The organism is Telluria sp. LT2P80 (genome assembly GCF_059685955.1).
On the sequence record NZ_JCASIO010000007.1, the window covers coordinates 63,983 to 89,994 of the forward strand.

A 26,012-nucleotide genomic window follows, 5' to 3' on the forward strand; every position below is an offset into this window, starting at 1 on the left:
ATTTATTGCAAGCGTCTTGCCACCACCGTCTTGAGCGTATCGTTTTGATGATGGCATCACGTCTCTAGGAAGCGAAGTGTCGCTCAATCGGGCTTGATATGCTGGGGGCAATTCCAGGGCAGTAGCTCGTCAACGCGGTTGACGGGGTGGTCGGCGATCTGCGCCAGCACAGACGCAACTATGCTTCGGGGTCGACCCCGTTCAGTTTGGGTGTGCCGATCAACGAGTAGATGGTGGCCGCACGTTCGCGTTGCGGCCGTACAGCATGCTAAACTCACACCGTCGCGCTGATGAGACTCGATGAGATTGAATGAGAGCAGGTAGCAGGGCGTAGATTTGACAGTACTTTTGGCGGTATCTCAGTAGGATCAAACCTCAAGACCCAGTAACCATGCGGGTTGCAGAGCACCTTTCGATTCCGGCCGGAGGCACCACCTACTCGCATCATGCATTCGTATCGCGCTAAAAACCCGCAATCTTCCCAGGAAGTGCGGGTTTTTTGCCACCTGGCGTCAGGATCATCAAGCACGGATGGCGCTATTCTCCAACGGTTGACCGAATTCCAAACGTCACTACCTGCCCCACTCCGCACTACTAACACTGAGCAAGCCGTTATATCGCTTTGCGATCCAGTTAAAACTCTGAGGTCAAAAACTCTCTTTTAAGAGGAGGTAGTCCGTGTTTCATGGACGTACAGATAGGAGACAATGCGCATCGGAGAGATTTCGTAACCGACAAGAATCCATCACCGAAAAGCGAGATCGTTTCCGCTTCTTCGAAGTCAGCTCAGCAAGCTCAAACGCCTGCGTTCCCCAGTTCGTTGACATCAACTAATTTCACCGGCATGCTGATGTCTACTTGGGTTCGAAAATTTAACTAATTCTCGGCGTTACCACACTGACTCCGTGCTTCTTGAAATGGAAAAATATGAGTGACGCGCGTAATCAGTTCGGCCATTACGTAGACGGACAGTCGCTCGCTGATACGCAACAGGCTAACGTTCTTCCCGTAGATGATCAAAATACGGTCAACTGGAAGATAGAGCAAAAGAAAAGCGTGGATCTTGCTGAGTACTTGGTGAAGTATGGCTCTGGCCCTGCACGTTCAAGGACCCAGCGAAAAGGTCGGTGGGGTATATTTTTTTGGGTATGCTGTCGCTTGTTCCGATCGGATATTACACTTGGCGTGTCTTTTCCTATTCCCTCGAAAACTATGCTTTGTTCAGCGTTAATATATATAGCAAGATGCCAGAGGGTTTTTTGTGGAAAATTTCTCTTTTAGTTCTAGTGCTTGGTGGAATTGCACTCAAACTCTGGCTCCTCTCTCTCAGGTTTTTCATGTGGCTGTGTTATGAAGACAGCAAAACCTAATCCGAAATTTCTAAAAGAAACTAGGAAGCAGATCTTTTCAATATTCTACTGATCCGCAGATCACTATCCGTCGGCTTGACTGACGCAAGCAGCAATCGGACTTGGGGCCGAATCGGATCTTGCGGTTAGGTTTGATACTTGGACACGAACTCTGGTTCAGTCAGACTCGTTCGCCTATTAACTTCATCGCTACAGAAGCATTGGCTTTCGAAATGAAGTTGCTTATCGTTGAAGGTGGTACAAAACACTGAATCCCTGTAGTTGAATAGGGTGAATCTAAGTTGCGCCCAAATGTCAGACCTGACCCCGCCTGTACCTGGTCTTCTGGGGCACCCACTCCGGATTAGGTTTGACATCTGGACACCAATCTGATGTAGTCAAACTCACTTGCTTTTCAAGAGTGTAGCTGAGGAAATCTCAGCTTTTCAAAATGCCGTGACCTAGCACTGGAGCCGGGGCAAAAAATAAACCCGTACGCTGCATTTGACTCGTGCACAGCTGAGGCTGTGTCCAAATGTCAGACCTGACACTAGCTACAGGCATGATCGAACCTTGAGTAACTGGCATAGCATCGTCGATAGCTATCGCAACGGCCCCATATCACGCCAATCAAAAAATAAGCCTTGTCCTTTGATCAACAACGCCACAATCTTTATTCCGCCTTCATTGGGAAGGAGTGTGCGGTTGAAGTAGGTTTCCCTTTTCAATGATTTTATTATCTTTACTCAATTCCTCAACACCAACGGCTCTTTCTGGCGACCATTTGGAACGTCGTGTAGAAACAAAACTAATTACAACATCGATTATGTGGGAAAAGGAATCTTTATATTTCTCACATTTGATTGCAAAAAGCGCCGAAAGCATAAACGGCACAATGAAGATTGAAGAGATGAACACTATCCCACTCTCGAATCCAAGTACCATTAGGACTGCTTTTGTAAAATACATTAAGGGGTAGTGAAATAAATAAAGACCAAAGCTGATATTTGCACCGAAACGTATGAAAGTGGAAATTTTTTCTAACGATTCACTGACGCTGTTGCCCATTAAAGCAAACCCGTAAATGTTAGTTGCAATTATTGCGCCAATCAAATAACTCGCGGGCCAGAAATTTACTGCCCAACGCGTCTCTGCTGCCACTCCCGGAAACACGCCTGTAAGTATGCTGTGGAGGTTGAAATACGAGAAAGCAAACGCTGCAGCAAACGAACCTAACCACAGCACCCAGCCTTTTCGATACTGTGCAACAGGGCTGCGGCCCAATGCTAAATATACGGCAGTCCCTAAAAGCCAAACCGGAAATGCACCGAGAATTAACGGTCCAGCGATTAGCATGGTTATTGCCAATGTCACAATTCGTCTACTGCCTCTCAGATACACAAACGCAGCGAAAAACATGTAGTACCAAAACTCGTATGAGAGTGACCAGAATGGGCCATTCGTACCAGGCCAAACACTAAGATACCAGACCTGATTTAAAAATAGTGCATTAATGCCAATAGATGATATCCATTTGACGATTGAATAAGGCTGCATTGGATCATATGAAACAATGGAAAGATATTGGCCTGCTATGTCAGCCAATAGCGTCAGCATAAGCGCTGGAATGGTAACTGACCATAGCCTAGACAGTCGAGCTCGGACGAAGGCGCCTACTTTTGGTTGATTTCTGGTTGCAGTCGCAATTAATAAGCCTGACAATACGAAGAAGACGATAACAGCTTCGCTTCCCAAGTTTCCTACAAATGGAATTTTGACCTTCGCAAAATGTTTTGCATGGAAGATATAAACGGCAAATGCCGCGAGAAAGCGCAGGAGGTCTAGGTACAGGGAAAATGAACGGTTCATCCCCAAATAGTAACAGTCAGTAACATGTAGGTAAAGTCCTACGCTATGTTATTTTTTAGTAAATAGGGCTATGAATTAGTCTGTAGTTGTGCAAGAGCGGTGCTAACGAGGCCGCGATCAGTATGATTGACGCCGGTCGTAATGAACTGATCCATGTGCGCCAGTCAGGTACCTCAACAATACCGTCGAGCAGGACCATTGCGCCATCAAGCTGATGACTAGGCCGATGCTCAACTTCAAACTGCTCCACTCTGTGCTCTCTTTATTTTCCGGCATGGAGCTGATGAACATGATCCGCAAGTGCCAGTTCGCGATTGACGGCGATGAGCAACGTCGTTTGCTGAACAATTTTGCGCTGGTAGGCATGATTCGTCGGGTTTGAGCAGTACAGTGTCGTTCTAAGAAAATTCTGTCGTTTGATCAACAACGCGATAGAACCGCCATGCCACATTTGCCCACACTCGTCAGCGGTAGCGCCTCGCGCACGGGATATTGGCGGATTTTTTAATATCACCTTTTTAATCTCGAGCACGCTGCCGCGTCCCGTGAGCGCGCGAGGCTCCAGCGTGCGTTACCTGGACTAGGTGCACGAAGTCTAGCAATGCCGGGATATGGCGGTAGCCTCCGCGCCAATAGGTATGATCGAGGGCAGATCGTGTCCCGCCGAAGCTCTGCTTCGGGTGAAGGCTGTTTAAAGACGCAACTTTGTTGTCGGCTTAGCGACACTCGACCTATTAGATCGCTCGCTACGGTGTTTTCTTGAGGGCGAGAGTGGTAAAGGACCGCTGAAAAGGCGATCGGGCGTTTTTACACAATCCTGGTTCGAAAGCAGCCGATCGCAGTTCTAGATTTAGCATGACGTGCTAGATTTGTACCGCTTTTATGTTTCGAGACTACGCATGATTAAGCGTCCGATGTGCAAATTATTGATTATCAAGAGGCTTTGATTCCAGCCCGGGGCACCACTTACTCGCATCACACATTCGACTGATGCTAAAAACCCGCACTCCTACCAAGAAACGCGGTTTTGTTTGCTATTTAACCTCAGCATCGCCAAGTCCCACTACCCCAGTGCTTATCACCGGTAACCGAATCGCAAACGTCGCCCCCCTTCCCCGCCCTTCACTGCTGACACTGAGCGTCCCCTCATGCAGCTCCACAATCCGCCGCGCGATATACAACCCCAGTCCCAGTCCGGTCGCATTGTCATGCTGCTGCAGCTTGAACGCGCCAAACACGTGCGGCAAATCGTCCGCCTCGATCCCCTGCCCTGAATCCGCGATATCGATCTCGACCCATCCGGCACTGCGCCGGATGCCGATGCGGATCACCCCGCCAACCGGCGTGAACTTAACCGCATTGAACAGCAGATTCCAGCACACCTGCTGCAGCCGCTGCCCATCGGCCTCGAAGCGGATGTCTGCGCCATAATCCGCAGGCGTCACCTGCATCAGGATCTGCTTCGCATGCGCGTGCGGCTCCACCGTGGCGATGGCTTCGCGCAGCACCTGCCCCAGCACGATCGGCTTGCGCACGATGGACATCTGCCCGGTCAGCGTGCGCGCCGCGTCAATCAGGTCGTCGACCATGCCGGCCTCCTGGCGCACGTGCACGCGCATCGACTCCAGGCCGCTGACCGCCTTCTCTGGCAGGTCGGGAATCGTGCGCAGCATCAGTTCGATGCGCATCGACAGCGCCGACAGCGGCGTGCGCATCTCGTGCGAGACGGTCGCCAGGAACAGCTCGCGCGTGCGGTTCACGCGCGTCAGGTCGTCGATGGTTTCGCGCTGCCGGTCGAGCGTACTCGACAGCGTGAGCAGCAGGGTTTCGTAGGTGGCCATGCGCTGCGCCGATACGGGCGCGTCAAGCCGCACTTCGCTCCACAACAGATGGCCCGACACGCCGATCTGCCGGCCGATGCGCTCGCAGGCCAGCGGCGAGCTGAAATCGGCAAAGCGCCAGCCGAACACCAGCACGCCGTACACGTTGCCGTGCAAGAGCAGCGGCAGCGCACGCACGCAGAAGCCTTCGCTGAAGTCGCTGGCTCTAGGTTCCCCCTGCTGGCAGACGTCGCGCGCCAGGCTGCGCTCGAGCGCCGTGCCGGGGCCGTCCTCGGCCCACAGCGTCGACTGTTCGGCGAGGAAGGTCGACATGCGCGAACCGGTCAGTGGCCCGATGCGGCGCACGCCGGTCGTGTCGTAGACGGACGCCACCAGCCCGGTCGCCTCGGTGTACTGGCGCAGCGGAGCGCGCCAGTCGTCCCAATCGATGGGCGGCTTGTCAGGCAGGTCGACGGCGATCACCGGTTCGTTTCGACCGGCTGGTGTGTCGATTCAGGCAAGGGCTCGCCATTGGCGACGGCTTCTTCGATCATCGGACTCTGGCGCGATGGCGACCGCGACAGCAGGCCGTAATACGACGAGAACGGCAGTTGCGGGACGGCCTGGTTATTGTTGTCGCTTTCGTCCAACAGACTCAAACCGCCCACGCCGATCGTGTATTCGCGCGTCACTTGCAGGTTGCGGCTGCCGCGCACTTTCGGCACGGCCAACGCACGGCGCAGCACGGTGGAAATTTCGACGTAATTGAGCAGGATGATGTTGTCGACCAGGTGCGAGCCCTTGAGCTCTTCGCTGATCTGCGATACGCCCAGCAGTTCGGGGCTTTCGTAGTTGAACAGCGTCGTGGCCAGCCGGTTCTTGAAGAAGCTCGCCAGCGCGTACAGGTAATCGGCCACTTCGCTGCGGCTGGTCATTTCATACACGGCGATCGAATCGAACACGACGCAGTCGATGCCTTCCTTTTCCACCAGCTTGATGATGCGGTCGAAGTGCACGTCCAGCTCGAGTTCGAGCGGCGATTCGTAATGGATGAACAGGTCGCCCGCATCGACCAGCGCCTGCAGATCGAAGCCGAGGGGCTTGGCGTTGCGCATCAACTGGCGTGCGTGTTCATCCAGGCTCACCAGCAGCGCCTTGTGGCCGTTCTTGATCGCGTCGCTCAGGAACTGCACGCTGAGCACCGTCTTGCCGGTGCCGGAAATACCGCTGACCAGCGTCACCGAGCCCTTGTAGATGCCACCGTCCATCATCTTGTCGATCGCGGCCGAGCCGGTCGACAGGCGTTCTTCCGACGTCGGCTGATCGGGCGACATGACCGGGCGCGACTGGGCGCGGCGGTACACGTGCACGCCCTGATGCGCCTCGATGCGCATGGTGTGGCTGCCGCCGATGAAATCCTGGCCACGCGACTTGGCCACCGTCAGGCGGCGGTGCACGCGGCGGCGCGATTCTTCGAACGTCAGCGAGATGATGGTGTCGAACACGAAGCGCTCGTGCGCCAGCACGCCGCCGAGCGACGCGTCCTTCTCGGCCGTGACCATCGTCGTCACGCCCAGGCGCGTGAGCCCCTCGATCAGCAGGTGCACGTCTTCGCGGAACGGGATGTCGTTGCCTTCGGCGTAAAGGCGCAATGGCGTCAGGCCATCGATCAGCAGGCGCTTGGCGCCCATCGCCAGCAGCGCGGCCGAGAATGCGCCGTCACTGCTGCGAAATTCGCTCATCAACACGGCGGGACTGGTCTGGATGATCTTGACACGGCCCTGGTCGATCATGCCCTGCAGGTCCCAGTCGAAGCCGGCGGCGTCGCGCAGCAGCTTGGCCGGATCGAGCTCGAACGAGACGATGGCGCCCGGCTCGTCGAAGTCGACGGCGCCGCGGTAGATGAAGCCCAGGCCCAGCGTCGTCTTCCCCGCGCCGGGCGGCCCTTCGACGAGCAGGTTGTTATTGCGTGGGATGCCACCGTGCAGGATCTCGTCCAGCCCCACAATCCCCGTCCTCACCAACGCGCTCATGAACTCACCTTTTTTGCAGAATGAACCAGCTTATCATGTGTGCATGCTGCGCTCCAGCAGCAGCGGCACGCAGCCGGGTCTTGTGTCTGGCAAGTCCGTCTCAATGCCGATGGTACGTGCACACGTCCATGCGCGCTCTTGGTCTGCGATAGGACACGCCATGGCGTACTTGCCCTTGTCAACGTGACGTAGCACGCCATTCGTAGCGCCGCTCGATGGCGCGTGCCGTGCCGTCGCGCTCGATCGCTTCAAACCCGGCATTCAGGCGCTTGACCAGTGCATCGGGCACGGCCCGGTTGCAGGCCAGGTAGACGGCGACCCGGTTGAACACGTGTACCGGCACGATCTGCTTGTCCCAGCCATTCTGGGCCAGCACGTCGCTGCCCGCGCGCCAGCTGGCGGCCCACAGATCGATGCGGCCCTGCAGGAGCTTGGGCGGATTGAGCATGTCATGGGGCGACGTATCGACGACATGGCCCCGGCTACGCAGATAGGTGTCACGTGCGTCGCCGGCATAGGTGCCAATGCGCAGGCCGCGTGCGTCTTCCAGGCTCGTGATACGCCAGGCGCGGTCGGCGCGCCCCATCAGGACCCACTGCGCCACGTCGGTTGGCCCGATCCATTTGAACAAGGCTTCGCGTTCCGGCGTGCGGGTGGCGGAGTACACGCAGCCGTTGGTCTGTTGCAGTGCGGCCGCGTACGCGCGCTTCCAGGGCAGCAGCGTGATGTCGTGGGTGACGCCGGCGCGTTCCATCACAACCCGGATCTTGTCGGTGGCGATACCCACCACGCGCCCGTCCTCCAGCATGCTCGACGGCGCCGAGCTCTCGGTGGTGATCGACAGGTAAGGTACGGGCAGCGGCGCCGCCCGTGCCGTCGCCGACAGGATAACAAGGCCAATGCAGAGTTGCCGAAATCGCATTTAATTCTCTTGGGATGACCGCCACGGGCGCGGTGCGCAAGGGCGACGGGATGTCGTTGACTGCGCCCTCAGCATACCAGCGAGCATGATTTTTACGCAATGAACAGCCTGAGATGGTCGTTCGGGCGCTACAAAACACAACAATTCGTCCAGCATTCTCACGTGCACCCACACAGTAAATTCGGAAAATGCGATACTTTGAATTAATGCCACATGGAAGTTTTTTTTACCTCAGCACAACCCTGCCTTCACTATGCTGCCATCGTTTGCCGTTCCCGAAGATCCATCCCTGCTGACATACGGGACATACGACCCCACCCTGGTGGTGCTGTCACTGCTGGTGGCGATCTTCTCGTCGTGGATGGGGTTGCAGGTGACCGGCCAGGCCAGCGCCCATCCGTCGCACCGCGCCATTGCGCTCGGCACGGGCAGCCTGGCGCTGGGCGCCGGGGTCTGGGCGATGCACTTCATCGGCATGCTGGCCTTCGACCTGTGCACGCCGGTGCATTACGACCACTTGACGACGCTGCTGTCGGCGCTGCCCAGCATTGGTGCCTCGTGGGTGGCGCTCAGCCTGATCTCGCGTTCCGAACTGCGCCTGCCGCATTTGCTTGTGGGCGGCGTGCTGGTTGGCGCCGGCATCGGCGCGATGCATTACGCCGGCATGGACGGCATGCGCATGCGGCTGTCGCTGCACTACGATCCGTTCACGTTCGCGGTCTCAATCCTGGTGGCCGTGATCCTGGCCACGCTGGCCCTGGGCGTACGCCACGGCCTGTCGCGCTTCCAGTCGGTGTCCGAATCGCGCCGCCTGCTGCTGTCGGCGTGCGTGATGGGCTGCGCGATCGCCGGCATGCACTATACCGGCATGGCGGCTGCGCGCTTCTCGGGCACGGTCGATCCGGGCGGCGCGGGCAGTGCCAACAGCGGCTTTCTGGCGCTGTCGATCACGGTGACCACGGTGGCGCTGTCGGTGGCCGTGCTGGGGGTGAACGGCCTGCTGCGCTATCGCCAGATGTTCCAGGACCTCTCGCGCAGCGAAGCCTGGATGCGCGCCCTGCTCACCACCACCGTCGACGGCGTGATCACGGTCGGGCGTGACGGCATCATCACCGAATTCAATGCCTCGGCCGAGCGCATCTTCGGCTGGCGCCGCGACGAGATCGTCGGGCGCAGCATCGGACTGCTGCTCACCGAGCGCGGTCGCGCCGCCAACTTCAACGTACTGACCGTGCTGGCGCGTGGCAGCCTTGAAGGCATCAACACCAGTACCGAAACCTGGTGCCTGCACAAGGACGGCCACGAAGTCCCGGTACGGGGCGCGATCGGCCATGCGCGGCTACGCGAGCAGGACCTGTTCGTCTGCTTCGTCACCGACATCAGCGAGCGGCGCGCAATGGAGAGCGCGCTGCAGGCCAGCGAGCAGCAGTTCCGCTCCCTCATCGGCAATATTCCCGGCATCTCGTATCGCAGTGCGCTCAATGACGACTGGCCGCTGATTTTCATCAGCGATGCGGTCGAACGCGTCACCGGTTACCCGGCGCGCGACTTCCTGGGCAGCCCGCCGCGCCGCGTGTTCGGCGCGATGATCCACGCCGAAGACCGCCTGCGGGTGGGCAAGGAAACCAGCGCCGCGATGCGCGAGCACCGGCCGTACCTGGTCGAATACCGCCTGCTGCACGCCGATGGCAGCGTGCGCTGGTTGTGGGAAAACGGCACCGGCGTGCACGACGAGGCAGGCAACCTCCAGTACCTCGACGGCGTCATCCTCGACATCACCGAGCGGCGCGAGATGGAAGAAGCGCTGCGCTGCGCCAAGGAGAAGGCCGAGCAGGCCGCGGCCGCCCGCGCTACCTTCGTGGCAAATATGAGCCACGAAATCCGCACGCCGATGAATTCGATCCTTGGCTTCACCGACGTGCTGCTCGATGGCGAACTCAATCTCGAGCAGCGCCGCCATCTGGACACCGTGCGCAGCGCGGGCCGCGCCCTGCTGCGGCTGCTCAATGAAATCCTCGACACGGCCAAGCTCGAAAAAGGCGCGGTCGAACTCGAACAGAACGACTACAACCTGCTGTCGCTGATCGATGAACTGTCGTCGACGCTGGCGGCCAATGCCCGCGCCAAGGGTCTGCACCTGGACATCCAGTACGACCCGGCGCTGCCGACCGGCCTGCGCGGCGACGAACTGCGCATGCGCCAGGTGCTCACCAACCTGCTCGACAACGCGATCAAGTTCACCGCCACCGGCGGCGTGACGCTGACCGTGAGCGCCGATGTCGACCAGCTGTGCATCGCCGTGATCGACACCGGCATCGGCATCGCGCCCGACCGCCTGGCCGCGATCTTCGATCCGTTCACCCAGGCCGACGCGTCGATGACGCGCCGCTTCGGCGGCACCGGGTTGGGCACCACGATCAGCAAGCAGCTCGTCGAGCTGATGGGCGGACGGATCTGGGCCGAGAGCAAGCCGGGCCAGGGTGCGACCTTCCACGTGCGTGTGCCGCTGATCCTGGCGCGCTTCTGCAATCACGCGCCGCGGGTGCGCAGCGCCGCCGTGCTGCCGCCGCTGCGCGTGCTGGTGGCCGACGACGTGCCGCAGAATCTCGAGCTGATGCAGCTCCTGATGACGCGCCGCGGGCACACGATGACGGCCGCGCGCGACGGCGGGGCGATCGTCGAACTGGCCACCAGTGGCGAGTACGACGTGGCGCTGATGGACTTCCAGATGCCGGTGATGGATGGCCTGGACGCGACCCGCGCCATTCGCGAGCACGAGGCGCGCCATGGAACGGCGCGCCTGCCGGTGATCGCGATGACCGCCAGCGTGCTGGCCGAGCACCGCCAGGCCAGCGTCGATGCAGGCATGGACGGCTTTGCCAGCAAGCCGGTCGACTGGTTCGCCCTGTCGCACGAGATCGCGCGCGTGCTCGGTCTCGAAGGTGGCGTGCCGGTCGAAGCGGCCGCCATCCCGACGGCGCCACGCGAAGTGCTCAACCGGCGCGCCGGCCTGCACCGCTGGAGCAACCGCGAAGACGCTTACGCCGAAGCCCTCGACCACTTCAGCCGCCAGTACGCGCAGCTGGACGGCGCGATGCGCCTGCATGCCGCCGGTGGCGATCACGTGCAGCTGCGCATGCTGGCCCACAAGGTGCGCGGCGCCGCCGCCAACGTCGGCCTGGAGCGCTTGTCCGACGCGCTGGCCACGCTGGAGCAGGCGACCAATGCGGTGCCGACCGACGAGCGGCACGCGGCCGAGGCGCTCGGCGTGGCGGGACAGGCGCTCGAGGCCGCGCTGGCCGCGATCGGCAATGTCGCCGCCACGCCAGTGCCGGCCACGCCAGGCGCCACCGTCGACCTGACACGCGCGCGGCGCGCCGGCGGCGTGCTGCTCGAAGCGCTGCGCCGCGGCGCCCTGAACGACGGCGCCATGACCAGCCTCGCTGTGGCGCTGGCCGCCCATCCGGCCATCACCCGCGTGGTCCAGGTGCAGTCGGCCATCGCCGATTTCGATTTCGATCTCGCCCTCGATCACCTGGAGGCCGTGATGGCGATCCTGGGGGCCGAGTCCTCTGACGGCGCGCCTGGCGACGCCACCAACGATCCTTCCGCATGAACCAACCGAATACCCGGCCGCTGATCCTGGCCGTCGACGATGAAGCGAGCAACCTGCAGCTGCTGCGCCAGATCCTGCAGGACCACTACCGCCTGCTGTTCGCCAAGGATGGCGCGCGTGCGCTCGAACTGGCGCGCCAGGAGCAGCCCGACCTGGTCCTGCTGGACGTGATGATGCCGGGGATGTCCGGCTACGAAGTGTGCGCGGCGCTGAAGGCCCATCCGGCCACGGCGTCGGTGCCGGTGATTTTCGTGACCGCCCTGACCGAGACGGCCGACGAAGTGGAAGGGTTCGAGGCCGGCGCGGTCGACTACATCACCAAGCCGGTCAGCCCGCCAGTCGTGCGCGCGCGCGTGCGCACCCACCTGTCGCTGGTGCGCATGGAAGCGCTGCGCGCGAGCCGCCTGGAAATCGTCCAGCGCCTGGGCCTGGCGGCCGAGTACAAGGACAACGAGACCGGCCTGCACGTGATCCGCATGAGCCATTTTTCGCACGTCCTGGGTATCGCGGCCGGCCTGAACGAGGCAGAAGCGGACGACCTGCTGCATGCGGCGCCGATGCACGACGTGGGCAAGATCGGCATCCCGGACCGCATCCTGCAAAAACCGGGACCGCTCGACCCCGACGAGTGGAAGATCATGCAGAGCCACGTGACGATCGGCGCCGAGATCATCGGCGAACACGCCAGCGGCATGCTGGCACTGGCGCGCAAGATCGCGCTCACGCACCACGAAAAATACGATGGCACTGGCTACCCGAATGGCCTGGCCGGCGAAGCGATCCCGCTGGTCGGCCGCATCGTGGCCATCGCCGACGTCTTCGACGCACTGACCTCGCTGCGCCCCTACAAGAAAGCCTGGACCGAAGAAGACGCAGTCGCCTTCCTGCACGACCAGAAAGGCCGCCACTTCGACCCCCAGCTAGTCGACCTCTTCACCACCCGCCTCCCCGCCATCCGCGAAATCCGCACCCGCTGGGCCGAAAAACCCTAACCCTCCCCCCAAAAAACAATGAGGGTCAGAGTCGATTTATTGGGCAATTCCTCAAAGTTGTCAAACAATTCGACTCTGACCCTAATTGTTTTGGGGGCTTTTTCGACGGTGCGCGGCGTTTCCGATGCCGGCTGTAATTGAATTTTTTTGAAGCATCAAATTACACGCCAAACTGGCAAAAATTAATTAGGGTCAGAGTCGACTTATTGGGCAATTCCTCAAAGTTGTCAAACAATTCGACTCTGACCCTAATTGTTTTTCAAGAGTTTTGGGGCATGGATTTATTGGTGACAGCGACGCAGGCGGGGATTGGGGATGCGATCGGCGTTGCCGATCGCGGGGTGATGCGGTGTCTCAGACTTTCGTCTGCGATGCGTCGTCTCAGACTTTCGTCTGCGATGCGTCGTCTCAGACTTTCGTCTGCGACAAACCTGCTTCCGTTTGCTCAAGCGCTGCTGTGCTTGAACCGGTGGCGCGGCGGGCGATCAGGTCGTGGTAGAGCGCGGTGTAGTTGGCGGCCATTTGCTCGGAGGTGAACAGCTCTTCGAAGCGTGCGGCGGCGCGCCGGCCCATCGTGCGTGCCAATTCGGGGTTGTCCCACAGCGTGCGCATTGCGGCGCGCAATGCCAGCGCGTCCGATGGCGGGACCACCAGGCCCGTGTCGCCATCGATGTTGATGTACGTGGTGCCGGTGCCGATCTCGCTCGAGATCATGGGCTTGCCGTACATCGCGCCTTCGAGCAGCGAGATGCCGAAGGCTTCCGAGCGCAGGTGCGATGGGAACGAGACCGCGTAGCACAGCGTCAGCAGCGCGGCCTTGTCGGGTTCGTCGATCGCGCCGACGAACAGGACGTTCTTCAGGCCCAGGCGCGCGGCTTGCTCCTTCAGTTCTTGCTCGATGGGCCCCGCGCCGACGATGACGACCGGGTAATCGGTGCCGGCCGCCGCCTCGAGCAGGATGTGCAGGCCCTTGTAATAGCGCAGCACGCCCACGAACAGGAAGAACTTGGGACCGACCCGCTCGCGCCAGTGCGCCAGGCGATCGGGGTCGGGCTGCGGGTAGGTGGTGCGGTCCAGGCCAAACGGGATCACGCTGGTCTTGTCCGGATAACGCGCCAGCACAGTCGACGAGCCCAGGTAATTGGGCGAGGTCGCGACGATGGCGTCGACGCTGCGCAGGAAGCGGTGCTTGAGCGGCTGGTACAGGCGCAGCAAGTGGCGCTGGCGCACGATGTCGGAGTGGTAGGTGACCACCGTCGGCTTGTTCACGCGCGCCATGAAGTGCGCCAGGTCCATGAACGGCCACGGGAAGTGGTAGTGCACGACGTCGGCTTCACGCGCCAGGCGCGCCAGCGCGCCGATCGACTGGACCGAGATGGCGTTGGACGCGATCTCGGCATTGAGCGGGACCCGGTGCACCATATGGCCTTCAAACTCGAACGGTGCGAGGTTCTGGTGGCGCGACAGCGACAGCACGGTATTGGTCACGCCAAGGCGCCCGGTGCCCACGGCCATCTGGCGGATCACCTGTTCGACGCCGCCGACCGAATCCGGGTGGTAGGTCTTGTAAAAATGAAGGACGCGCATAATCAACTCAGCTTACTGCGAAAGTACGGCTCGGTACACATTTGCCGTCAGGCGTGCGGTGTTTTGCCATGTCAGTTGTTCGGCACGTGCACGCCCGGCGGCGATACAGCGCGTGCGCGCAACGCTGTCTTGTGCCAGCGTACGCATGGCCTCGGCCAGTTCGCCCGCCGACAGCGGGTCGACCAGCAAGGCCGCATCGCCCGCCACTTCGGGCAGCGAGGTCGTATTGGACGCCACCACCGGCACGTTCGACGCAAACGCTTCGAGCACCGGGATCCCATAGCCCTCGTACAGCGAGGGAAAGACGAATACACCGGCGCCGGCATACAGGTGACGCAATTGTTCCTGGTCGGTCAGGCGATCGAGCCAGACGAGGTTCTCGCCGGCCGCGCGCGCCGCCCCCATGCTGGCCACCAGGGCTTCGCTGCGGCTGCCGGGCGCGCCGACGATCACCAGCGCGCGCTCTGCCCGCACGGCCGCCGGCAGCATCAGCCAGGCGGCCAGCAAGCGCTCGACGTTCTTGCGCGGCTGCAGCGTGCCCACGAACAGAAAATAGCCCGCCTGCAGTTCGTAGGCTGCCAGCGTGGCGCGCGTGGCCTCTGGCGCGGGCGGTGTCAGCCAGCTTTCGTCGACGCCGCACGGCACCACCGTTACGCGCCGTTCGTCGATGCCAAAGCACTCGACCAGTTCGGGGATGGCAAAGTGCGACAGCGCGATCACATGGTCGGCCTTGCGCGCGGCCTTGGCCTGCAACTGGTTTTTCAGCCCGCGCAAGCGCGGATTGCACCACTCCGGGTGCTTGATCGGCAGCGCGTCGTGCAGGCTGGCCACGACCGGACAGTCCATGCGCACCACGCGGTAATCGGTGACGTGGAACACGTCGAGCGGCATATGCACGCGGTGTGCCGCCGGCGTCACCAGGTCGAGCAGCGTGGCGGCTTCAAATGAATACGGAAAAGGCTGGCCGACACTGATGCCAGCGGCCCCGCCGCGCGCACGCGGCCAGGACCACGGCGTGACGGTGCAGCCGGTGGCCGGAAGGTGGCGCAGCAGTGCATTGGTGTAGACACCGATGCCATCGAGGCGTCCGCCCGTCAGCCCCGGTTCGATCATGGTCGTCCCGAGGCCGACGTTGATCGCTGCGGCGTTCACGCCAGGTACATCCAGCGCAAGGTCTCGTACAGCGGCGTCGGGGCCAGGTCGCCCACCACGGCAGTCAGCTTGCGATTGCTGCCAGTCAGTTGCAGCACGTCGTTGGCACGCACGAAGGCCGGATTGACCTGCACGTCGATGCGGTAGCCGGCGATCTCGCCCATCATCTCGATGACGTTCGACAGCGAATGCGGCGTCCCCGAGCAGACGTTGAAGGCTTCGCCGGCCGGCGCTGCCGCCAGGATGCGGCGGTAGGCACGCGCCACCATGCGCACATCCGAGAAATCGCGCGCGATGGCGAGATTGCCCAGTTCGATGCGCGCTTCGTGGCGGCGGAAATGCGAAACGATTTTCGGCAGCAGGAAATTGTCCGCCTGCCCCACGCCGGTGTAGTTGAACGGCCGCACGATCGTGATCGGCAACTTGTCCATCCACAGGCGCGCCATGTATTCCATGGCCAGCTTGCTCACCGCGTAATCGTTGGCCGGCGAAGGCAGCACGTCTTCATCGATGACAGGCACGCTGGCATTGCCATAGATGTTGGCCGACGACGCCAGCAGCACGCTGGTTGGCCGGTGACTGCCCGACGCAAGCGCTTCGAGCAGATTGCGCGTGCCCACCACGTTGACGCGGTAAATCGCTTCGACGTTGGCGTGGCCGACAAACGCGATACCGGCCAGGTGCGCCACGACATCGGGCTGCACCTCGGCCACCATGGCAGCGACCGCATCGCGGTCGCACAGATCCACTGCGACCATGTCGGGGCCGACCTCTTCGCCCGGCATCACGGTGCCGAACACGCGGTAGCCGGCGGCCGCCAGCTCTTGCGCCAGGTAGTACCCGGTAAAGCCGCGCAGGCCCGTGATCAGGGCGCGCTGCCCTTCCCCTTCACGCAGCGGGGCGCGCCCCGAAGATGCGCTGGTGTCGTCCGTGGCCAGGCGCGTCATATCAGAACGAGAAGCCCAGTTCGTTGCGACGCAGGTCGGCATCGACCATCATCTGGCACAGCTCTTCGAGCGTGGTCTTCGGTTCCCAGCCCAGCTCGCGCTTCGCCTTGGCCGGATCGCCAATGAGCAGCTCGACTTCGGCCGGACGATAGAACTTCGGCGAGACGCGCACCAGTTGCTTGCCGCTGGCGGTGCAGTGGGCCACTTCGTTGTCGCCGCTGCCGCTCCAGTCGAGCGTCACGTCGACGGCCTTGAAGGCCATGTTGACGAAATCGCGCACGGTCTCGGTGCGGTTGGTCGCCAGCACATAGGTGTCAGGCTTGTCGGCCTGCAGCATGCGCCACATGCCTTCGACGTATTCCTTGGCAAAACCCCAGTCACGCTTGGCGTCCATATTGCCCAGCTCGAGCACGTCCTGCTTGCCCAGCTTGATCTTGGCGACGGTATCGGTGATCTTGCGCGTGACGAACTCACGGCCGCGCAGTGGCGACTCGTGGTTGAACAGGATGCCCGACGAACCGAAGATGTCATACGACTCGCGGTAGTTGATCGTCATCCAGTGCGCGTACAGCTTGGCCACGCCGTACGGGCTGCGCGGGTAGAACGGGGTTTCTTCGATTTGCGGGATCGCCTGCACCTTGCCGAACATTTCCGACGTCGACGCCTGGTAGAAGCGGATCTTCGGGTTGACGATGCGGATCGCCTCGAGCAGGTGGACGGCGCCCAGACCGGTAATCGATGCGGTGGCCAGTGGCTGGTCAAACGACACGCCAACAAAACTTTGCGCGGCCAGGTTGTAGACCTCGCCCGGCTGCGCCGTTTCCAGCAGGCGGATGCTCGAGGCCAGGTCGGTCAGGTCGTATTCGACGAGCGACAGGTTCGGATGCGTGGTAACGCCGAGCTCATCCATGCGCCAGAAATTGACTGAGCTCGAACGGCGATAGGTGCCGGTGACGTGGTAGCCTTTTTCGAGAAGCAGTTGCGCCAGATAGGCGCCGTCCTGGCCGGTGATGCCGGTGATGAGGGCTCGTTTGTTATGCATATGATGGATGATTTGAAGTTGGTCTTGCAGGCGCAATGTGATGAAAAACGCGCCCGGCCAAACGAAGATTGTAACAGAGGAGGTCGCCAGACTGGCTCGCGCTCCGGAGTTTGGTGCAATTCAGACAACGCTTACCCGGTCAATTATGACGCGGAAATGACGCGATAAACCGCGTGCTTACGGTTTGTTACGAGTGTCCCGGGACCGCGACAAAGGGCGACAGCCCGAGACAAAGCATGGCGGCGGCGCGTGGACGGCAATGCCATCCACGCGTTCATTGCCCCCGCTTAGCGTGGCGAAACCGCCTCGACGACGGCCAGCGCCGTCATGTTGACGATCCGGCGCACGGTCGCTGACGGCGTCAGGATATGCACCGGTCGCGCGCAACCCAGCAGGACCGGACCGATGGCAATGCCGTTGCCGGCTGCCGTCTTGACCAGGTTGTAGGCGATGTTCGCGGCGTCGATATTCGGCATCACGAGCAGGTTCGCATCGCCCTTGAGCGTCGAGTTCGGCATGATCTTGGCGCGCATCTTGGCGTCGAGCGCCGTGTCGCCATGCATCTCGCCATCGATTTCCAGGTCGGGCTTCTTCTGCTGCACGAGTGCCAGCGCGGCGCGCATCTTTTGCGCCGATTCCGTATTGGCGCTGCCGAAGTTCGAGTGCGACAGCAACGCTGCGCGCGGGACAATGCCGAAGCGTTCCATCTCTTCGGCCGCCATCACCGTGATCTCGGCCAGTTGCTCGGCGTTCGGATTTTCGTTGACGTGGGTATCGACCATCGCCAGCTGACGCTCTGGCGTGATGACGAAGTTCATCGCCGCATACACCTTGGCGCCGGCGCGCTTGCCCAGCACCTGGTCGACGAATTCCAGGTGCATCTGGGTGGTACCGTAGGTGCCGCAGATCATGCCGTCGGCTTCGCCCTTGTGGATCATCATCGCGCCGATCAGCGTGTGGCGGCGGCGCATGGCCAGCTTGGCCAGGTCTTGCGTGACGCCCTTGCGCATCACCATCTGGTGATAGCTCTGCCAGTAATCGCGGTAACGCTCGTCGAAATCGGGATTGATGACATCGAAATGCACGCCGAGTTTCAGGCGCAGGCCGAATTTCTCGATGCGCTGCTCCAGCACGGCCGGGCGGCCGACCAGGATCGGGCGCGCCAGTTTTTCGTCGACCACCACCTGCACGGCGCGCAGCACGCGCTCTTCTTCGCCTTCGGCGTAGACGATGCGCTTGAGCTCATCCGGTGCGCTCTTGGCGATCGTAAACAGCGGCTTCATGAAGGTGCCGCTGCGGTACACGAACTGCTGCAGGTTCTCGGCGTAAGCCGCCAGGTCCTCGATCGGGCGGGCCGCAACGCCGCCGTCCATCGCGGCCTTGGCCACGGCCGGCGCGATATGGGTCAACAGGCGCGGATCGAACGGCATCGGGATCAGGTATTCCGGACCGAACGACAGGTTCGAAATGCCATACGCCGAGGCCACGATGTCCGACTGCTCGGCGTGCGCCAGGTCGGCAATCGCGTGGACCACGGCGATTTCCATTTCGCGCGTGATCGTCGTCGCGCCGCAATCGAGCGCGCCGCGGAACATGTACGGGAAGCACAGCACGTTGTTGACCTGATTCGGGTAATCCGAACGGCCGGTGGCGATGATCGCATCGCTGCGCACGGCCTTCACGTCTTCGGGCAGGATCTCGGGATTCGGGTTGGCCAGCGCCAGGATCAGCGGGCTCGGGCCCATCGACGCGACCATTTCTTTCTTGAGCACGCCACCAGCGGACAGGCCCAGGAAGATGTCGGCGCCCGGAATGACTTCGGCCAGGCTGCGGTGTGGCGTGTCCTGGGCGAAGCGTTCCTTGTCCGGGTCCATCAGTTCGACGCGGCCCTTGTAGACCACACCGGCCAGGTCGGTGACATAGATGTTTTCGATCGGGAAGCCCAGATCGACGATCAGGTCGAGGCAGGCCAGCGCGGCCGCGCCGGCGCCGGACACCACCAGTTTGCACGACGTGATGTCCTTGCCCACGACTTTCAGGCCATTCATGATCGCGGCGCCGACGATGATCGCGGTGCCGTGCTGGTCATCGTGGAAGACCGGAATCTTCATGCGCTCGCGCAGCTTGCGCTCGATGTAGAAGCACTCGGGCGCCTTGATGTCTTCGAGGTTCACGCCGCCAAAGGTCGGCTCGAGCGAAGCGATGATGTCGACCAGTTTGTCGGGATCGGTTTCGTTGATCTCGATGTCGAACACGTCGATGGCGGCGAATTTCTTGAACAGCACGCCCTTGCCTTCCATCACCGGCTTGGAGGCCAGTGGGCCGATATTGCCCAGGCCCAGCACGGCGGTGCCGTTGGTGATGACTGCTACCAGGTTACCGCGCGCCGTGTACTTGTAGGCGTTGGCGGGATCCTTGACAATTTCTTCGCATGGCGCCGCGACGCCCGGCGAGTACGCCAGCGCCAGGTCGCGCTGGTTCAGCAGGCCCTTGGTGGGCGTGACGCTGATCTTGCCGGGACGTGGGAACTGGTGATATTCGAGCGCTGCTTGGCGCAATTGCTGACGCAATTCTTCTTTTTTGTCAGATGACGAATCCATGCTGAGAGGCCTTCCTGGTGCGAAACGGGGCTTTCGATTCTATCAGAGAGGGTCTTGGCAACGACTACGTATTTTCAACATGATTATGTGCGGTTGCAGCAAAATCGTCCGGTCTGGCTGGCGGTAGGCGCCACGGTACAATCGCCGCCATGCTCTCCGAATTCGACCTCATCAAGCGCTACTTCAAGCGCGACCAGCCTGGCCGCGCGCCTCTGGGCATCGGCGACGACTGCGCCCTGCTCGCCATCACGCCGGGGCGCCAGCTTGCCATTTCGTCCGACATGCTGGTGGAAGATCGCCACTTCTTTGCCGGCGCCGACCCGCGCATGCTGGGCCACAAGGCGCTGGCCGTGAACCTGTCCGACCTGGCCGCCATGGGCGCGCGCCCCGTCGCTTTTACCCTGGCGCTCGCCCTGCCCGAGGCCAACCCGGACTGGCTCGCCGGCTTCTCGCAAGGCCTGTTCGCACTGGCCGACGCGCACGGGTGCGAGCTGATCGGGGGTGACACGACCAGAGGACCGCTGAACATCTGTATCACCGTGTTCGGCGAGCTGCTGCCGGGCCACGCGCTGCGGCGCGATGCGGCGCAGGCGGGTGACGACATCTGGATCTCGGGCACGCTGGGCGATGCGCGCTTGGCGCTGGCGGGCTACTGGAACGAACTCGAACTCGACCCGGCATTGCACGCAGAGGCGGCCACACGCATGCACCTGCCGACGCCGCGCGTGGCCCTCGGCCTGGCGCTGGCCAGCCTGCCGGTTGCCCATGCGGCGCTGGATATCTCGGACGGCCTGGTGGGCGACCTTGGCCACATCCTGCAAGCCTCGCGGGTGGGCGCGACGCTCGACGTCGATGCGCTGCCGGCCGGCCCGGTGCTGGCGCAGCAGGCGCCGGCATTGCGGCGGCGCTTCACGGCGGCCGGCGGCGACGATTACGAGTTGTGCTTTACCGCGCCGCGCGCCGCGCGCGAGGCCGTGCTGGCGGCAGGGGCACAGGCCGGCACGCCGGTCACGCGGGTGGGCACGATCGACGCCGCACCCGGACTGCGCCTGGTCGATGCGCACGGCGTGGCGCTTGATCTGGCACTGTCAGGCTGGGATCACTTCAGCGGCGCCTGATGCGCGGTGTCCCCGTGCGTGGGAGCATCGCCTTCGCGCGGCGCCTTGCGGTCGTCATACGGTCCATGCGTCATCCAATAATGACGAAACGCCAGCCTGATATTGTCGCGCAGTTCCATGTCGTCCCACGGCTTGGTATAGAAGCGGTAGATCGCGCCGCGGTTGATCGAATCGAGCACCGCCTCCACGCCCGTATCGCCCGACAGGATGATGCGGATCGTTTCCGGATACATCTCCTTGACCTTGCTGAGAAACTCGGTCCCGCTCATCACCGGCATGCGCTGGTCGCACAGGATCACGTGCACGTGGTACAGCGCCAGCAATTCGAAGCCTTCGCTCGATGACGATGCCGTCAGCACGCGGTAGCCGTCGCGCCGGAACAGCCGGTGCAGCACAGCCAGCACGTTCACATCGTCGTCGACGATGAGCAGCGTCTGCACGTTGTCGATCACTTCCGGCGGCTCGTTCGGATTGGCGCGGTTCGACACCACGAGCTTGGCCAGCTGGGCGGCCGGCAGCGCGCGCGAAAAGTAGAACCCCTGGATTTCATCGCAGCGGTTGCGCCGCAGGTAGGCCATCTGGGCGCGTGTCTCGACGCCTTCGGCCACCACCTGCATGTGCAGGCTGTGCGCCATGCTGATGATGGCCAGCGCAATCGCCGCATCGTCCGGATTGGTGATGATGTCGCGCACGAATGCGATGTCGATCTTGAGCTTGTCGATCGGGAAGCGCTTCAGGTAGGCCAGGCTCGAGTAGCCGGTGCCGAAGTCGTCGATCGCGATGCGGATTCCCAGCGCCTTCAGGCGCGTGAGCACCGCCGTCGTGCGCTCGACATTTTGCATCAGCGCGCTTTCGGTCAGCTCCAGTTCAAGCAGGCCCGCCTCGATCCCATGGCGTTCGAGGGCGCTGCGCACCACGTCTTCCAGGTCGCCCTCGACGAACTGGCGGCTCGACACGTTCACCGCCACCCGCACGTCGCGCACACCGTCCGCGTTCCAGGCGGCGATCTGGCGGCAGGCTTCGTTGATGATCCAGTCGCCCACGCGCACGACCAGGCCCGTCTCTTCCATCACCGGCACGAATTCGGCCGGATACACGAGGCCATAGCCGGGCCGGTTCCAGCGCAAGAGCGCTTCGCTGCCGGCAATGCGGCCCGTATTGAGTTCCAGCTTGGGCTGGTAGTGCAGCACAAACTGGTTGTCCGCCAGCGCGCCGCGCAGCGCCAGTTCGAGGTCCAGGCGCGCCAGCACCTGCACGTTCATGCCGGCGGTGAAGAAGCGGTAGCCGTCGCGCCCCGCTTCCTTGGCCCGCACCATGGCCGTGTCGGCGTACTTGACCAGCGTGCCGGGGTCGATCGTGTCGTCCGGGTACATCGCGATGCCGATGCTGGCCGTGAGCGCGGCCTGCTGGCCGTGCAGGTCGAACGGCAGGCGCAGCGATTCGCGCACTTCGTTGGCCATGTTCACGGCGTCCTGCTGCTCGCGCGGCATCGTCAGGATCAACGCGAATTCATCGCCGCCCAGGCGCCCGACCGAATCGCGCACCTTCACGCAGCGCACCAGGCGCGTGCTGAACTGGCGCAGCAGCTCGTCGCCGGGCGCCGTGCCGAGCGAATCGTTGATCACCTTGAAGCGGTCGAGCGTGATGCACAGCACCGCCACGCGCCAGTTCTTGTCCTGGGCCAGCTCGATCGTGCCGCGCAGGTTTTCAAAGAACAGCGTGCGGTTCGGCAGGCCGGTCAGCGCGTCGTAGCTGGCCGCGTGGCGCAGCCGTTCCTGGGCCTGCAGACGCTCGCTGATGTCGCGCGCCACGGCAATGAGCATGCGCTGGGCGTTGCGCTGCCCTTCCGGGTCTTGCAGCTTCCAGCTGATTTCTACCGGCACCGAGCCTTCGCCGCCGGCGCGCAGCAGGTCGGTCTCGACGATGTCGGGTTCGGGCCGCCCACCCTGCGCCGCCGCACCCATGTGGCGCTCGAGCTGCGTGCGCGAGGCCAGGCCCAGCGCCACCGGATCGATGCGCAGCAGCGCGTCGCGCGAAAAACCCAGCATGCGGCAGGCGCCTTCGGAGACGTCGACCATCGCCATGCTGGCCGTGTCGATCAAAAACAGCGCATCGGGCGTGGCGTCCATGGCGCCCCGAAAGCGCGCCAGTTCGGCGGTGCGCTCGCGCACCTGGCGTTCGAGTTCGCTGCCGTAGTCAAGGGATTCACGGTGCAGCAGGCGCACCTCGAGCAGGTTGCGGATGCGCGTCATGACCTCGACCGTGTCGAACGGCTTGCCGATGAAGTCGCGCGCGCCGGCTTCGAGCGCCGCCAGTTTCTTGTCCGGTTCGGCCGTTACCACCAGCACCGGCAGCCACGAATCGCTCTCCAGGGGTTTCAGCGCTTCCATCACGTCGAAGCCGTCCATGCCGGGCATGTGCAGGTCGAGGATGATCAGGTCGAAACGGTGCTTCAGGTGCAGCGCCACGACCTGGCGCGGATCAAACGTCGAGGTGACGTTTTCGTAGCCCGTGGTCTTCAGGAGATATTCGAGCAGCTGGACGTTGACCGGTTCGTCATCGACGACCAGAATGCGGGCCCGTCTGATGTCGGACAGGGAAATCATGGGTGGTTCCTTTCGCCTGACGCGGCCAGGTCAGGGCCCTCCGCCAGGGTGCTGTTGATCGCTTCAGTGAATTTCTCGATGTCGATCGGCTTGGTCAGGTAGCGGTGAAAGCCCGCCGCCACGCCGCGCTCGATATCGCGCGGCATGGCGTTGGCGGTCAGCGCAATCACCGGGATGTCCGCGGTTTCCGGGTCCGCGCCCAGCTGGCGCAGCACCTCGAAGCCACTCATGCCGGGCAGGTTCAGGTCCATCAGGATGATGTCGGGGCGGTGCGCCCGCGCCAGTTGCAGGCCCAGATGGCCGTCGTGCGCCGACAGCAGGCGCAGGTCGCGCCGGAACGCCACGATCTCTTCGACCAGGCGCAGGTTGGCCGGATTGTCCTCGACATACAACAGCAGGCGCGGCGCGGTGTCGGATGTGGAAGCGGGCGAGGTCGCCCCGCCGCCGCCGGGTGCGGCGCGTTCGGCCAGGCTGGACGTGCGCGGCGCGGTGCTGGCCAGCTCGATCCAGAACACGCTGCCCACGCCCGGGCTGCTGGTCACGCCGATCTCGCCGCCCATCAGCTCCACCAGGCGCTTGGTCACCACCAGGCCGATGCCGGTGCCTTCCTGGGTGCCCGACTCCTGGCCCAGCCGGTTGAACGGCTGGAACAGGCTCGCGACCTGCTCGGGATTGAGCCCGTTGCCGGTGTCCTGGATCGACAGGCGCATGCGCGTGGGCGTGGTCTGGTCGCACGTGAGCACCACGGCGCCCTCGTCGCGGTTGTACTTGACGGCATTTGACAGCAGATTGAGCATCACTTGCTTGAGGCGCGTGCGGTCGGCCATCACCACGGCGCCGTCGACGTCCGGGAACAGCACCCGCACCTTGCGCGTGGCGGCGATCGGCTCGATCATCGTGCGGCACTCGAGCAGGATGTCGGCCAGCGCCACCGGTTCCATCGACAGCGTGATGGTGCCCGATTCGACCTTGGCCAGGTCGAGGATCTCGTTGATCAGCGTGAGCAGGTGGCGGCCCGACTTGAGGATGTGGTTGGCAAATTCCTTCTTTTGCTCGAGCGTCGACGGCAGCGTGTCGGAGGTCAGAATCTGGGCAAAGCCCAGGATCGCATTGAGCGGCGTGCGCAGCTCGTGGCTCATCGACGACAAAAACGCCGACTTGGCCTGGTTGGCGCTGCGCGCTTCTTCGTTGGCGTTGGCCAGTTCGGCGTTGGCCAGCGCCAGCTGCAGCGTGCGCTCATCGACGCGCTGCTCGAGCTGCTCGTTCAGGCGCATCACCTCTTGCTGGGCGTGCGAGCGCTCGGTGGCCGTGCGCAGGGTGGCGTTGTGCGAGTCTTCGAGCTCGCGCGTGCGGCCTTCGATCTCCGTCAGCATGGCGTTGAACGAGTCGGCCAGCTCGGCCGCCTCGTCGTCGCCGATACGCGGCGCGCGGCGCGAATAGTCGCGCGTGGCCACCACGTCGCGCGCCACTTCGGTGATCGCGATGATCGGCGACGTGAGCACGCGCCCGAAGCGGCGCATGAGCAGGTAGGCGATCGCCATTGCGATCAGGGTCACGCCAACAGCGATGGCAAGGTAATCGATGAAGCGCGCCAGCATGCGGTTCTCGGCGCGCATCACGACCGTGCCGACCGTCTCGCCATTTTCGACGATCGGCTGGCTGACCACCATGATGCCGTTGCCGCTTTCGTCGATCTGTTCGAGCCGCTGCGGCGCGGGTCGCTGTTCATCGGCAGCCGAATAGGACGCGAACAGCTGGCCACGCGCATCGTAGATCGCGGCGCCGCGTACCAGGGGACTGGCCCGCAGCAGCAGCAGGTCTTCGTTGGCAAGGCGCGGGTCGTCGAACGTGAGTGCGGCAGACGTCATGTGGCCGACCAGTTCGGCGTCGGTCGACAGGTCATTGACGAGCGTGTGGTGATAGCTGCGCAGGTCATAGGCCACCACCAGGGCGATCGAGACCAGCAGTGCGACGAGTGTGGTCGTCATCACCATTGCTACCAGCTTCTTGCGAATCGAGCGCTGGCGGCTCATGCTTCCTCCACGAACCGTTTCACGAAACGGCTACGCGTGTGCGCGGGGCGCTGACCCGGTTGGGCTGGCGACTTCACGATCGGGCCAACCCTGGCTGGCCACATGCGATGCGTCCGTACGGCATTGTAAGATCTACGTAAAACAAAAAAGAGGCATCCAGTTACAGGGCCAGCTGCGTTCCAGCATAGCAGTCCGGCCAAGCCGCATGTCGCACGGAACATCTGTCAGGGCTCGACAACAACTTTGCCTTCGATGCGTCCATGCCGAGAGCATAGCATCTTTGCGTATGGCAATATCCAACGCAGCTGCTCTGCTGCCAGCATGCC

General features: G+C 62.3%; 14 protein-coding genes and 2 pseudogenes. 4 read left to right on the forward strand and 12 right to left on the reverse strand.

Annotated elements, in window-relative coordinates; translation table 11 throughout:
- Nucleotides 1-83: 83 nt before the first annotated feature.
- Together AC56LW_RS17745 and AC56LW_RS17750 are read right to left on the reverse strand one after the other, a co-directional pair.
- Nucleotides 84-247 (reverse strand): annotated as a pseudogene (locus tag AC56LW_RS17745) (transposase domain-containing protein); the annotation flags it as partial.
- Nucleotides 248-2,033: 1,786 nt separating this feature from the next.
- The gene (locus AC56LW_RS17750) at nucleotides 2,034-3,218 is read right to left on the reverse strand and encodes an acyltransferase family protein (RefSeq protein ID WP_499636477.1); all 1,185 of its coding nucleotides are present in this window, start codon (nucleotides 3,216-3,218) and stop codon (nucleotides 2,034-2,036) included.
- 175 nt (nucleotides 3,219-3,393) lie between these two features.
- On the opposite strand from AC56LW_RS17750, the pseudogene AC56LW_RS17755 reads away from it, so the two are divergent.
- A pseudogene (locus tag AC56LW_RS17755) lies at nucleotides 3,394-3,600 on the forward strand (IS6 family transposase); the annotation flags it as partial.
- A 652-nt stretch (nucleotides 3,601-4,252) separates the two neighbouring features.
- Here the strand turns inward: AC56LW_RS17755 and AC56LW_RS17760 are convergent.
- The 3 genes from AC56LW_RS17760 to AC56LW_RS17770 all read right to left on the reverse strand — a co-directional run bounded on the left by AC56LW_RS17760 (nucleotide 4,253) and on the right by AC56LW_RS17770 (nucleotide 7,993).
- Nucleotides 4,253-5,521 (reverse strand): sensor histidine kinase, encoded by a 1,269-nt coding sequence (locus AC56LW_RS17760; RefSeq protein WP_499636479.1) that lies wholly within the window; start codon nucleotides 5,519-5,521, stop codon nucleotides 4,253-4,255.
- Complete coding sequence (locus AC56LW_RS17765) at nucleotides 5,518-7,071, reverse strand: ATPase domain-containing protein (protein WP_499636481.1); 1,554 nt, start codon at nucleotides 7,069-7,071, stop codon at nucleotides 5,518-5,520. The genes AC56LW_RS17760 and AC56LW_RS17765 overlap by 4 nt, the downstream gene beginning before the upstream one ends.
- A gap of 178 nt (nucleotides 7,072-7,249) precedes the next feature.
- Nucleotides 7,250-7,993 (reverse strand): substrate-binding periplasmic protein, encoded by a 744-nt coding sequence (locus AC56LW_RS17770; RefSeq protein WP_499636483.1) that lies wholly within the window; start codon nucleotides 7,991-7,993, stop codon nucleotides 7,250-7,252.
- Nucleotides 7,994-8,246: 253 nt separating this feature from the next.
- Between AC56LW_RS17770 and AC56LW_RS17775 the strand changes: the two genes are divergently transcribed.
- Nucleotides 8,247-11,609 (forward strand): MHYT domain-containing protein, encoded by a 3,363-nt coding sequence (locus AC56LW_RS17775; protein ID WP_499636485.1) that lies wholly within the window; start codon nucleotides 8,247-8,249, stop codon nucleotides 11,607-11,609.
- A complete protein-coding gene (locus AC56LW_RS17780; RefSeq protein ID WP_499636487.1) occupies nucleotides 11,606-12,601 on the forward strand; it encodes a response regulator in 996 nt (331 codons plus the stop codon). Before AC56LW_RS17775 ends, AC56LW_RS17780 begins: the two co-directional genes overlap by 4 nt.
- 408 nt (nucleotides 12,602-13,009) lie before the next feature.
- On the opposite strand, the gene AC56LW_RS17785 is transcribed toward AC56LW_RS17780, so the two are convergent.
- The 5 genes from AC56LW_RS17785 to AC56LW_RS17805 all read right to left on the reverse strand — a co-directional run bounded on the left by AC56LW_RS17785 (nucleotide 13,010) and on the right by AC56LW_RS17805 (nucleotide 19,929).
- Nucleotides 13,010-14,188, reverse strand: a complete 1,179-nt coding sequence (locus AC56LW_RS17785) for a glycosyltransferase family 4 protein (protein WP_332532841.1) — start codon at nucleotides 14,186-14,188, stop codon at nucleotides 13,010-13,012.
- Nucleotides 14,189-14,200: 12 nt separating this feature from the next.
- Nucleotides 14,201-15,340 (reverse strand): glycosyltransferase family 4 protein, encoded by a 1,140-nt coding sequence (locus tag AC56LW_RS17790; RefSeq protein ID WP_499636489.1) that lies wholly within the window; start codon nucleotides 15,338-15,340, stop codon nucleotides 14,201-14,203.
- A complete protein-coding gene (locus AC56LW_RS17795) occupies nucleotides 15,337-16,287 on the reverse strand; it encodes an NAD-dependent epimerase/dehydratase family protein (RefSeq protein ID WP_332532839.1) in 951 nt (316 codons plus the stop codon). Before AC56LW_RS17795 ends, AC56LW_RS17790 begins: the two co-directional genes overlap by 4 nt.
- A gap of 1 nt (nucleotide 16,288) precedes the next feature.
- The gene (gmd, locus tag AC56LW_RS17800; RefSeq protein ID WP_332532838.1) at nucleotides 16,289-17,329 is read right to left on the reverse strand and encodes a GDP-mannose 4,6-dehydratase; all 1,041 of its coding nucleotides are present in this window, start codon (nucleotides 17,327-17,329) and stop codon (nucleotides 16,289-16,291) included.
- Nucleotides 17,330-17,616: 287 nt separating this feature from the next.
- Nucleotides 17,617-19,929 carry an NADP-dependent malic enzyme gene (locus tag AC56LW_RS17805; RefSeq protein ID WP_499636491.1) on the reverse strand — a complete coding sequence of 771 codons (2,313 nt, stop codon included), beginning with the start codon at nucleotides 19,927-19,929 and terminating at the stop codon, nucleotides 17,617-17,619.
- Between the two features lie 149 nt (nucleotides 19,930-20,078).
- Here AC56LW_RS17805 and thiL point away from each other — a divergent pair, with 149 nt between their 5' ends.
- Nucleotides 20,079-21,047 carry a thiamine-phosphate kinase gene (thiL, locus tag AC56LW_RS17810; RefSeq protein WP_499636493.1) on the forward strand — a complete coding sequence of 323 codons (969 nt, stop codon included), beginning with the start codon at nucleotides 20,079-20,081 and terminating at the stop codon, nucleotides 21,045-21,047.
- Here the strand turns inward: thiL and AC56LW_RS17815 are convergent.
- Together AC56LW_RS17815 and AC56LW_RS17820 are read right to left on the reverse strand one after the other, a co-directional pair.
- A complete protein-coding gene (locus AC56LW_RS17815) occupies nucleotides 21,029-23,653 on the reverse strand; it encodes an EAL domain-containing protein (RefSeq protein WP_499636495.1) in 2,625 nt (874 codons plus the stop codon). The genes thiL and AC56LW_RS17815 overlap by 19 nt on opposite strands.
- Nucleotides 23,650-25,686, reverse strand: coding sequence for a sensor histidine kinase, YfiR-like protein-associated (locus tag AC56LW_RS17820; RefSeq protein WP_499636497.1), 2,037 nt, complete (start codon nucleotides 25,684-25,686; stop codon nucleotides 23,650-23,652). Before AC56LW_RS17820 ends, AC56LW_RS17815 begins: the two co-directional genes overlap by 4 nt.
- Nucleotides 25,687-26,012: the final 326 nt, after the last annotated feature.